Consider the following 12,268-nt stretch of genomic DNA (forward strand, 5'->3'; position numbering starts at 1 on the left):
ATTGGAATATAGCAACTTGTTGCCAAATGCATGAGGAAAAAGCAGCATAGCCAAAAGAAAATATAGCAGAACTGTAAAATATAAAAGAGGTTGTGCCAACGTTTTGACACAACCTCTATTTTGTTTATATATGGGTTTAGATTAGCTGTTCCTCATCTTTGTTTACCTGTTTTTTTCCTTTATTGATTTGTATTTTTCCCTTTCTCTTAAAAAACTTCCCTACTTTTGTTCTGTAAGTCAGTCACACGAAACCGACAAAAAGTACAGTTAATTAAATCAGAATAATTATGAACATCAAAAAACATTTGCCTTGGTTGGGAGCTTTATTACCCGTAGCCAGTATGCAGGCAGAGACAAAACCTAATGTAGTCGTCATTTATATAGATGACATGGGAATCGGGGATATCGGTTGTTATGGGGGTAAGTTTGTTCCTACTCCGAATATTGATAAGATAGCGCAGGACGGATTGTTATTCAATCAGTATTACTCGTCCGCACCAGTCAGCTCACCTTCACGTTGCGGATTGACAACAGGCAAATTTCCCATAGAAGTAGGAATTAATACCTTTTTAAATAATAAAGCCAGCAACAAAAAGTGTGAACAACGTAACTTTTTGAGTGACAAGAATCCTTCCATGGCACGCGCTTTTCAAAATGCAGGTTATGCTACCGGACATATAGGTAAATGGCATATGGGAGGTGGACGCGACGTGCACAATGCACCTTCTATTAAGAATTATGGTTTTGACGAATATATATCAACGTATGAAAGTCCGGATCCGGAACCGGCAATTACTGCTACGAACTGGATATGGTCGGCTAAAGACAGTGTAAAACGCTGGAGACGTACCGAATACTTTGTAAATAAGAGTATTGACTTTGTCAAACGTCATAAAGACCAGCCTTTCTTCTTGAATCTCTGGCCGGATGATATGCATACTCCTTGGGTACCGGAATTTAAGCAAAAGGATAACAAAAGCTGGAATACGGAAGAAGCCTTCATCCCTGTTCTTGCTGAAATGGACAAACAGATCGGACGTCTTATCAAAGCATTGGATGAGTTGGGATTGTCGGAAAATACAATCGTGATTTTCACTAGTGACAACGGACCGGCACCCAGTTTCCAATCCGCTCGTGCTGCCTATTTGAGAGGAACGAAGAATAGCCTTTATGAAGGTGGAATTCGCATGCCGTTCCTTATAAAATACCCCAAGAAAATAAAGGCTGGACAAGTGAATAACGAGAGTGTGTTGTGTGCAGTCGATTTATATCCGTCTCTATGTGCGATAGCCGGAATTAAAACAGAGAAAGGTTACCAGGGGGACGGACAAAATTATGATAAAGTTCTTCTGGGTAAATCGAAAGCTAAACGTAAAACAGACCTGATGTGGGATTTCGGTAGAAACCAATTCTTTAAGAAACCGGGAAATGCAAACGATAGGAGTCCTCATCTGGCTATACGCAGTGGCAACTGGAAGCTATTGATAAATGGCGACGGAAGCGATGCACAGCTGTACGATATTGCAAAAGACAAATTTGAGAAAAATGATGTAGCGCAGTCGCATCCGGAAATCGTAGCTAAATTGGGCGAAAAAGTATGTAAATGGTTTGAGAAAAACAAAGATAAAGGAAAAGAGTAATACAGTGAAAAACAAATTATAAACCAATATTAAACTTATGAATTCTAAATTATTACTATTACCGACCGCCTTGATGGTTGCTGGTCATTCTGCAGCAGAGGCGAAGGGGAAAAAGTCGGACAAACGTCCTAATATCCTGGTCATTCTTGCAGATGACCTTGGTTATTCCGATTTGGGATGCTATGGTAGCGAGATTCATACTCCTAATTTGGACAAACTGGCACAAAAAGGAGTACGATTCAATCATTTCTATAATGCAAGCCGTAGTTGCCCGACTCGTGCTTCCCTATTGACAGGACTTTACCAACATCAGGCCGGAATCGGACGAATGACCTTTGATGCTCACTTACCAGGCTATCGTGGAACACTTTCTCGCAATGCCGTTACTATTGCCGAGGTATTGAAGGGAGCAGGATATACCACCAGTATGGTTGGAAAATGGCATGTTGCCGAGACTCCTCTACGTAAGGACCAACGCGAATGGCTGGCACATCGCGTCTTCCATGATACATTCTCTGATTTATGTCATTATCCGGTTAATCGTGGCTTTGATTCTCACTATGGAGTTATTTATGGAGTGGTGGATTACTTTGATCCGTTCAGTTTAGTAGAAGGTGAAGTGCCTATAAAGGAAGTACCTAAAGGATATTATATAACCCAAGCCCTTTCAGAACGTGCCGTACAGGAGGTAGAAGAATATGCAAAGGATGATAAACCATTCTTTATGTACTTGGCTTATACAGCACCGCATTGGCCGCTGCATGCACTTCCTGAAGATATTGAGAAATATAAGGATACTTATAAAGTAGGTTGGGAAGCTATCCGTAATGCCCGTTATGAACGTCAAAAGCAGTTGGGTGTTTTCCCGGGAATGGATAACTTTTTGTCCGAACGTCAGTTTCATGACAAATGGGAAGATAATCCACATGCAGAATGGGATGCCCGTGCGATGGCCGTTCACGCTGCAATGATCGACCGTGTAGATCAGGGTATCGGACAAATTATCGAGGCTTTGAAAAAGACCGGACAGCTTGATAATACATTGATTCTTTTCTTGTCTGATAATGGTTGCAGTAACGAAGACTGCCAGAACATGTCTGGTGGAGAGAACGACCGTCCGGATATGACTCGTGATGGAAAGAAAATCATTTACCCGCGTAATAAACAGGTATTGCCTGGACCACAGACTACATACGCTTCATTGGGAGCCCGTTGGTCTAATGTAGCGAATACTCCATTCCGCTTTTGGAAAGCTAAATCTTATGAAGGAGGTATCTGTACTCCGATGATTGCTCATTGGCCGAAAGGAATTAAAAAGAACGTGGGTGGCATGACATCTGAAATAGGGCATGTAATGGACATCATGGCTACTTGTGTCGATTTAGCGGATGCTGAATATCCAACTACCTATAAAGGACATGATATTCTTCCAATGGAAGGAAAGAGCTTACTTCCTATCTTCAAGACCGGACATCGCAAGGGACACGACTATCTGGGCTTTGAACACTTCAACGAACGTGCTTTTCTTTCCAATGATGGCTGGAAACTGGTTCGCCCGAAAAATAACTCTCAATGGGAATTGTACAATTTGAATGAAGACCGGAGCGAGCAACATGATCTGGCTGCTAAATATCCGGAGAAGGTGGCAGAAATGTCAAAAGCATACGAAGCATGGGCTAAGCGTTGCATGGTAGAACCTTACCCGGGACAGAAAAAGAAATAACTGTCATTCCATTTAAAACGGAATGAATAGAAACATTGAAAGAATAATGGGGATGAAGGATTCCGGATCAGGAATAACTTCATCCCCATTAATAATATCTGCTATGAGGTTATCTACAACAAGAACTATTGCTCCGCTTGCCCGATTGTAGAATACTTCATACTTCCTATTTGTCCATCCTTACTCATCGTTTCCGCCTGAATAATCACCGGAGTGGAATATTGGTTATTATAACATTCAATCACAGCTTTTCCATTTTCATCTGTCCGTACAGACGGATTCCAGTAGAGCGTCCGTCTTTTGTCCACTTTATCCATATACAATTCCTTGGTCGGGTAGGCAGGTGAATAATATTCCAGTGCATGAGTATATCCCTGAATGACTGTTTGCCGGGTACCAAGTACGGCAGTCTGACTTTTGTTCAATACATCGCGTCTGGGTAGGGGAATCAGGTAGAAAACACTGTATTTGTCCAGTTTGCTGATATCCACTCCCGTACTATCCGTAACTTCGGACATTTTGGTGTTTTGAATGATGTCGTCATCAATGCCTCCGGTTCCTTTGCTGATGATGATAGAAGCCAGTCCATCCACTTCGGTCAACATCATTTGAGTTTCTGTCTCGGATAAAATGTGGTTATCCATGATATAGCAGATTGGTTTCTGCCGATAAGTAAGCTTGTCATTGCTACGATCCCAATCGAATTGCGGACTTAACTTTTCCATTAATTCCGGAATAGTTGTGACAATCTTCCCATTGTCACGTAATAAATCTACAGAACGGCGTACGTCGTAATAAGCGTCAATGCTTTTCTCATTGATTTTAGTAGCCATATTACTTCCTTGCCGGCGTTTGCTTTTGATTTCCACTTCATCCAATACATAAAGTCCTTCTACTTTCCGGATAGAATCCATGTATAGAGAATCAAAATTCTCGGCTTTTTGTAGCCAGTGGGTCAAGTCCTTCCATTTAGGATGAAGCTCCTTGTAGCCGTAGGCTCGGGGAGCAGGTGAGAAATTACGGTCGATCAGGATGGATGCATCCTTGTTGCGTTCTTTACCGACTTTCCGGGTTTGGATCACCGCTTCCGTGGTTCCTTCAAAGTCTTCTACAGGAATGGTGAAACGACCGTTTTCATCGGTCACGGTTCCTCCAGTGATAAATTGGGCATCTTTCTTCACTATCACACTAAGCGCTATATCTTTCAGCTTATTCTTGAGGATCGTTGATTTAACCTGCCCGTTCAACACTAATTGAGCTTCCGGTAACTGCAACGGAGTGAAAGGAGCAGTAGAAATGGCTTGGCTCATGTCATATTTACGCCATCCATGCACCATTAATAATATATCCAGTTCCGTTTGCTTCCGGGGAGACGGTGATGCAAAATAATAACCGGGCTGATGGATATATCCTTTTAAATCAGATGTTAACAGCAAATCAGTGAAGATGTTATTGTCATACTCCAGATAATCTGACCGGACGGCATCCCGGATGCTGACTGATACATCTCCCGATACCGGTTCTCCCTTGGCATTCTTTACCTGTAACTCACAACGAATAGGAGCGTAGGGAGTATACACCTCTTTCAGGCCCTCTGCGGATAGTTGTAGAGGAGCACGTGGATTGGAAAAGACAAAACGCTCGCATAACGTATTACCAGCTCGGTTGATGAGGCTGACTTGCAGTACACCTGCCGGTAGTTTGCGGGTAGGCAGAATGAACTCTTGTGGAGCGTCCGCCCGGCAACTAATCAATTGATGAACATACGGCCGTCCCTGATGACTGATAAATATAGCTAATGTATCTTGAGGAGTAGCGGCATTGCAGGATACTTTCACCAAAAGGGCACCGGCATTGTTGACAGTACTCAACACATACCCGTTAGGCAACGCTTGTGGAAGGGTAAATTCATACTTCTTTCCTTGAAAATCGACTTTGGCAACAGCCGGTTGTGCAGAAGGCGTATATTCAAAATGCCCCATTCCATCGTGCAAAGTCTCGAAAGAAGTGATTTCTGCTCCTTCTTTGGTATAGAGCGTTCCCGACAATTCTATATTCCCTTCATCTTTACTCTCCGCCTTGAAAGCCACTTGCGAAGTCACTCCTTCCACTAATTGCCCTCCTTCGGGAAAAAAACGTACACTCAACTTCTCCTTTGTTTCCGACGGACGGTTCTCCATTGACGGACTAAGTTCGTAAGTTGTGATACTACGTTCCAGCTTATCACTATTCGCCAGTTGATAAATCGGGAAAGTACGTGAGAAATACTGCGGTTCGTTGAAAGCAAGCATCCAGCGGGTATAGGCACGTACCTCATAATAGCCGGATAACATGGAACGGGGAAGAACGAATTGTCCGTTCCCTTCTCCCTGCGTCAGTTTAATGATTTGTTTATCTGTTATATGTCCTGTCTGATCCACCAGTTCCACATACAGGGGGCGGCTGATCGGACTGAAAGTCTGCTTTTCGGCGAGAGTGACATAAGCCTTGAACCAGATCGTATCTCCAACATAATAACTCGTGTTGTCGAAATGCAAATAAGCTTTCTCTCGTGGAAAGTTGTTGGCAAATGTCTGTGCTTGGTTCATGTATTGTTGGAATATAACTTTGGCAGGAGGAATCTCTCCCCATGCTATTGCTAGCGATAAGCAAAAAGAAAGAAGAAAAAGAATTCGTTTGTTTTTCATTTCAATAGGTTTTTAACTAAAATGCAAAGTTAGAATATATTGACCTAAAAATAGAAAACTAATTGTTCAATAAAGGAAAAAAACTATTCAGAGTAGAAATAAAAGTTCATGGACGCATTGTATATCTGTTGGATAGCATATATACCTGATTTTGTTCTTTATTGATTAGCATTTTTCCTTCCTTTTGCATAAACTTCCCTATTTTTGTTTTCCAGATAATTGATAATACTATGGTAAAGAAGAATTTCTTAATGACTGCCCCCTTACTGATGGCATCGTTTTGTTCGGCACAGGAAAAGCCGAACGTCGTACTGATTATGGTAGATGATATGGGTTATTCCGATATCGGCTGCTACGGTGGAGAAATACTGACCCCTAATATTGATGCGTTGGCATCCAAAGGAGTACGTTTCACACAATTCTACAACACTTCACGTTCTTGCCCTGCCCGGGCCAGTTTAATGACAGGGCTATATCAACATCAGGCAGGTATCGGTCAGATGTCCGAAGACCCGTTTAAAAATCCCGGCCAGAAGAGTCCGAATGATTGGGGTGTACCCGGATACAAAGGATTCCTCAACCGCAATTGTGTTACAATAGCCGAAGTTCTGAAAGAAGGCGGCTACCATACCTATATGGCAGGTAAATGGCATTTGGGAATGCATGGAGAAGAAAAGTGGCCCTTACAACGGGGATTTGAACGCTTCTACGGAATTTTGGCAGGAGCTTGCAGTTATCTCCGTCCATCGGGAGGACGCGGCTTAACCCTTGACAACACAAAACTTCCGGAGCCGGAAGCACCCTATTATACAACAGATGCATTTACCGATTACGCAATCCGCTTTGTTGACGAACAGAAAGATGACAAACCTTTCTTCCTATATCTGGCATTTAACGCTCCTCACTGGCCGTTGCAGGCAAAAGAAGAAGACATTCAAAAGTTCACGAAGATCTATCGTGAGAAAGGATGGGATGAAATTCGTGAAGCAAGACGCAAACGGATGACTAAGTTGGGAATTATTGATCCGAATACAGAGTTTGCCGAATGGGAAAATCGGAAATGGGACGAGCTGACAGAGAAGGAAAAAGATGAAGTAGCCTACCGGATGGCCGTTTATGCAGCGCAGGTGCATTGTGTAGATTATAATGTAGGAAAACTGCTGGACTACCTGAAGAAGAATCATAAACTGGATAACACGCTTGTCATGTTCTTGTCCGACAACGGTGCTTGTGCCGAGCCATACGCTGAATTGGGAGGCGGGAAAGTGTCTGAAATCAACAATCCGGCTTGTAGCGTGTTCCCTTCTTACGGAAGAGCATGGGCACAGGTTTCCAATACTCCGTTCCGTAAATACAAATGCCGCTCTTATGAAGGAGGTATTTCTACCCCTCTCATCGTGTCGTGGAAAAGCAATCTGAAGAATAAGAAAGGTGAATGGTGTCGTGTTCCCGGTTATCTGCCGGACATTATGCCGACCATTCTGGAAGCAACAGGAGCCGCCTATCCGGAAACTTATCACGGCGGAAACAAAATATATCCATTGGTAGGCAGCAGCCTTTTCCCTGCTATTCAAAAGAAAGCAGACTCTATCCATGAATATATGTATTGGGAACATCAGAACAATAGAGCGATCCGCTGGGGAAACTGGAAAGCAATCCGCGACGAAAAAGGAAAAGAGTGGGAATTGTACGATGTGGTTAAAGACCGTACCGAACGTAACAATCTGGCAGAACAGCACCCTGAAGTGCTTACCAAGTTAGTTGCCGAATGGGAGAAATGGGCGAATGCAAACTTTGTATTACCGAAACATCCGAAGAAATAAATAAAGGAGGAACACAAAATGAATAAATTACTAGTAAGTGCATCCGTAGCCTTGGGAGCTACTAGCCTGTCTTTCGCCCAACAAACGGAAAAACCGAACTTCCTATTGTTCATAGCCGACGACTGTTCTCATTATGATCTGGGCTGTTATGGCAGTGTTGATTCGAAGACTCCGAATATCGACCACTTTGCCACACAGGGAGTACGTTTCACACAAGCCTATCAGGCTGTTCCGATGTCATCGCCTACCCGCCATAATCTATATACAGGTGTATGGCCTGTACGCAGCGGGGCTTACCCTAATCACACTTGTGCCAATGAAGGAACATTGAGCGTTGTACATCATCTGCAACCGTTGGGTTATAAAGTCGCGTTGATCGGGAAATCGCATATTGCCCCGAAATCAGTATTTCCTTTCGACCTTTATGTACCTCCTTTGAAAGGTGGGGACTTGAATTTTGAAGCAATTCAGAAATTTATTTCCGATTGCAAGGCGAAAGGCGAACCTTTCTGTCTGTTTGTAGCCTCCAATCAACCGCATACTCCCTGGAATAAAGGAGATGCCTCTCAATTTAATGCGGACAAACTGACGCTGCCTCCTATGTATGTAGATATTCCCCAGACTCGCGAGTTGTTTACCCATTATCTGGCAGAGATCAATTATATGGATCAGGAATTTGGTAATGTCCTTTCTATCCTGGATCAGGAAAAAATGACGGATAAATCTGTTGTCGTATATTTGAGTGAACAAGGCAACAGCCTGCCTTTTGCCAAATGGACTTGTTATGATGCGGGGGTACACTCTGCCTGTATCGTTCGTTGGCCGGGAGTGGTTAAGCCGGGAAGCGTAAGTGACGCGTTGGTAGAATACGTAGATATTGTCCCTACTTTTGTCGATATAATAGGAGGAAAGCCGCAGGCAAAAGTAGATGGCGAAAGCTTTAAACCGGTATTGACAGGCAAGAAGAAAGCACACAAGAAATATTCTTTCTCCCTTCAGACCACGAGAGGCATCAATGCCGGATCGCCTTATTATGGCATCCGTTCGGTATACGACGGCCGATACAGATATATTGTCAATCTCACCCCGGAAGCCACTTTCCAGAATGTTGAAACAAAATCTCCTTTGTTTAAAGAGTGGAAAAGTCTGGCGGAAACGGATAGTCATGCAAAAGCGATGACGACTAAATACCAGCATCGTCCGGCTATCGAATTGTATGATGTGAAGAACGACCCGTATTGTATGAAAAATCTGGCGGAAGACGCGAAACAAGCTTCTACCATCAACCGCTTGGATAAAGAGCTGAAACGCTGGATGAAGGATTGTGGAGACGAAGGACAACCTACCGAGATGCGTGCCTTCGAACACATGCCGGGAAAGAGAAAATAAACCGTCACACATCAAAACGAATGAAACACAGAATGTTATTTATAAATCGTATATCATGAAAAAAGAATTTTTTGGTTTGCTTTGTGGATGTACTCTGCTTCCGGCATTTCTTCATGCGCAGACAGAGCGTCCTAATATTGTGATTGTATTGGCCGACGATTTGGGTTGGGGTGATGTAGGATTTCATGGTAGTGAAATCAAGACTCCCTGTCTGGATGCTCTGGTGGGCGAAGGAGTGGAACTCGAACGCTTTTACACTTCTCCCATCAGTACGCCTACCCGTGCGGGGCTGATGACGGGACGTTACCCGAACCGCTTTGGTGTCCGTTCGGCTGTTATTCCGCCCTGGCGTGAGGACGGACTGGATGAGAATGAAGAAACGATGGCCGATATGCTGGCACGTAACGGATATAAGAACAGAGCTATTATTGGTAAATGGCATTTGGGACATACCAAGAAAGTGCATTATCCGATGAATAGGGGCTTTTCGCATTTCTATGGTCATCTGAACGGTGCGATAGATTATTTCGACCTGACGCGTGAAGGTGAACTGGACTGGCACAACGACTGGGAAACCTGCCACGACAAAGGATATTCTACCGAATTGATAACCAAAGAAGCCATCCGCTGTATCGATGCATACGAGAAAGAAGGTCCGTTTATGTTGTATGTGGCCTATAATGCACCTCATACCCCTTTGCAGGCACAGGAAAAAGATATAAAACTCTATACTGACAAATTCGACAGCCTGACACCGAAAGAACAGAAGAAAGTGACTTATAATGCAATGGTTTCCTGTATGGACAGGGGAATCGGTGCTATTGTAGATGCCTTGAAGAAGAAAGGAATTATGGACAACACTTTCTTTATCTTCTTTAGTGATAACGGTACAGCCAGTGTTCCGGGATCTTCATCAGGACCTTTGCGTGGACATAAATTCGACGAGTGGGATGGAGGGGTACATGCGCCGGCTGTTCTTTATTGGAAGAAAGCAGAGAAACAATATAAGAACTTGAGTTCACAGGTGACAGGTTTTGTTGACCTTGTTCCCACATTGAAAGATTTGGTCGGAGATCACAGCCGTCCGAAACGTGAATATGACGGTATCAGCATCCTCCCTGTATTAAACGGTAAAAAGACCTGTATCGACCGCGATTTTTATCTGGGACACGGAGCAGTAGTCAATAAAGACTATAAACTGATAAGAAAAGGTATGAAACCGGGACTGGATTTGAAACAGGACTTCCTGGTTGATTATAAAACAGATCCTTACGAAAAGAAAAATGCCAGCGCAGGAAACGAGAAAATTGTGAAAGCTTTGTATGAGGTTGCCCTGAAATATGACACGATCACTCCTTGTATACCGGAAGTACCTTACGGTAAAGGTCGTGACGGATTCAAAGCTCCTAAAGAATGGAAAGTAGTACGTTGAATCTGTTAACCCTATGAATTGAAAATAATACAAGATGGAAAAATCAATGATTAGTTTATGCCTCCTAGGCGGATTGGCGATAGGAAACGGGTTTGCCCAAACTCCTTCAAAGCCTAATATATTATTAATCATAGCCGATGACTGCTCCTATTACGATATAGGCTGTTTCGGAGCGGTCAACAACAAGACTCCCCATATAGATGCATTGGCTCGACAGGGGATAAAGTTCAACAGTGCGTATAATTCTGTTTCGATGAGTACGCCTACCCGGCATTGTGTTTATACAGGTATGTATCCGATGCATCATGGCGGTTACGCCAACCATAGCTCGGTCAATGCCTATGTAAAATCTCTCCCTACTTATCTGGGAAATCTGGGTTATCGGGTTGGATTGGCCGGGAAGTGGCATATCAAACCTTTGGCTAACTTCCCGTTCGAAGATGTACCGGGATTCCCCAAAGGATGTACAAGCCCAAACACTGACTATCATACCAAAGGTATCGAGAAGTTTATGGAACGTGATGCTTCCCAACCTTTCTGCCTTGTCTTGGCTTCTATTAATTCGCACGCTCCCTGGACAGGTGGTGACGCTTCCGTTTTCGACCGGAAGAAACTTCAGTTGCCGCCACAGTTTATTGACACGGAAGTAACACGTGAATACTATGCCAGATATTTGGCGGAAGTCGGCTTGCTCGATCAGCAGGTGGGTGACGCTATGCGGATTCTGAAAGAAAAGAATCTGCTGCAGAACACTCTTGTCATTTTCATATCCGAGCAAGGTACGCAATTTGCCGGAGCCAAATGGACTAATTGGAGCGCCGGTGTCAAGTCGGCGATGGTGGCTTCCTGGCCGGGTGTCATTAAACCCGGTACGGAGACTTCCGCTATTGTGCAATATGAAGACCTTCTTCCTACATTTATCGATGTTGCAGGCGGAAAGGTGCCTGACGTAATAGATGGAAAGAGTCTGGTAGATGTATTTCAAGGGAAAACAAAGACACACCATAAGTATGCTTATCATGTTCACAACAATGTTCCGGAAGGTCCGGCATATCCAATCCGTTCTATTTCAGACGGACGCTATCGTCTAATCTGGAACTTGACTCCGGAGGAAACATACGTAGAAAAGCATATTGAAAAGGCAGAATGGTATCTCTCGTGGAAAGCACAGGACACGGATCAGGCACATAAAATCATGAACCGCTATAAGAATCGTCCCGAGTTCGAATTATATGATATCAAGAAAGATCCGTTTGAAATGAATAATTTGGCGGATGTGAAGAAATATAGTAAGAAGAAGGCAGAACTGACGATGGAACTGCAAAAATGGATGAAACAGCAAAATGATACCGGAGCTGATAAAGACCGGCCGCGTGCTCCTAAGAATAGGCAGAAGAAAGCAGCCAATGTATAATATTCGTAATGCTACCGCTTGTTGCTCTCTGAAAGAGATTTGGGTTCTTCGTCAAATTTGGTGGTACTTCTTCTATTGTGAATAAATAATCTTCGCTCTCAGTAGTTTAATTCCTGCCCTATTGTACATCTGTCTTTTTACCGCTTTAATTTTATTCACT

Annotated in this window: 7 protein-coding genes; 6 read left to right on the forward strand and 1 reads right to left on the reverse strand. The window is 43.5% G+C overall.

Annotation, left to right across the window (positions count from 1 at the left end; translation table 11 throughout):
* The first annotated feature begins 287 nt into the window (after positions 1-287).
* A complete protein-coding gene (locus tag N5O98_RS26070; protein ID WP_004310846.1) occupies positions 288-1,640 on the forward strand; it encodes a sulfatase family protein in 1,353 nt (450 codons plus the stop codon).
* Between the two features lie 37 nt (positions 1,641-1,677).
* On the forward strand, positions 1,678-3,363 hold the full coding sequence (locus N5O98_RS26075) for an arylsulfatase (RefSeq protein ID WP_004310845.1): 1,686 nt from the start codon (positions 1,678-1,680) through the stop codon (positions 3,361-3,363).
* Between the two features lie 125 nt (positions 3,364-3,488).
* Here N5O98_RS26075 and N5O98_RS26080 read toward each other — a convergent pair whose 3' ends face one another.
* The gene (locus N5O98_RS26080) at positions 3,489-6,050 is read right to left on the reverse strand and encodes a hypothetical protein (protein WP_022199696.1); all 2,562 of its coding nucleotides are present in this window, start codon (positions 6,048-6,050) and stop codon (positions 3,489-3,491) included.
* Positions 6,051-6,280: 230 nt separating this feature from the next.
* Here N5O98_RS26080 and N5O98_RS26085 point away from each other — a divergent pair, with 230 nt between their 5' ends.
* Genes N5O98_RS26085 through N5O98_RS26100 form a run of 4 tightly spaced genes read left to right on the forward strand, consistent with a single transcriptional unit; the run spans position 6,281 to position 12,108 of the window.
* Positions 6,281-7,873 carry an arylsulfatase gene (locus N5O98_RS26085; RefSeq protein WP_004299519.1) on the forward strand — a complete coding sequence of 531 codons (1,593 nt, stop codon included), beginning with the start codon at positions 6,281-6,283 and terminating at the stop codon, positions 7,871-7,873.
* A gap of 18 nt (positions 7,874-7,891) precedes the next feature.
* On the forward strand, positions 7,892-9,262 hold the full coding sequence (locus N5O98_RS26090) for a sulfatase family protein (protein WP_118161514.1): 1,371 nt from the start codon (positions 7,892-7,894) through the stop codon (positions 9,260-9,262).
* 55 nt (positions 9,263-9,317) lie between these two features.
* Entirely contained in the window at positions 9,318-10,694 is a 1,377-nt protein-coding gene (locus tag N5O98_RS26095) for an arylsulfatase B (protein WP_118161513.1), read from the forward strand.
* Between the two features lie 34 nt (positions 10,695-10,728).
* Complete coding sequence (locus N5O98_RS26100; RefSeq protein WP_118161512.1) at positions 10,729-12,108, forward strand: sulfatase family protein; 1,380 nt, start codon at positions 10,729-10,731, stop codon at positions 12,106-12,108.
* The last annotated feature ends 160 nt before the right edge of the window (positions 12,109-12,268 follow it).

It is taken from the genome of Bacteroides sp. LFL-34, from assembly GCF_027257075.1.
Lineage (GTDB): Bacteria > Bacteroidota > Bacteroidia > Bacteroidales > Bacteroidaceae > Bacteroides > Bacteroides ovatus.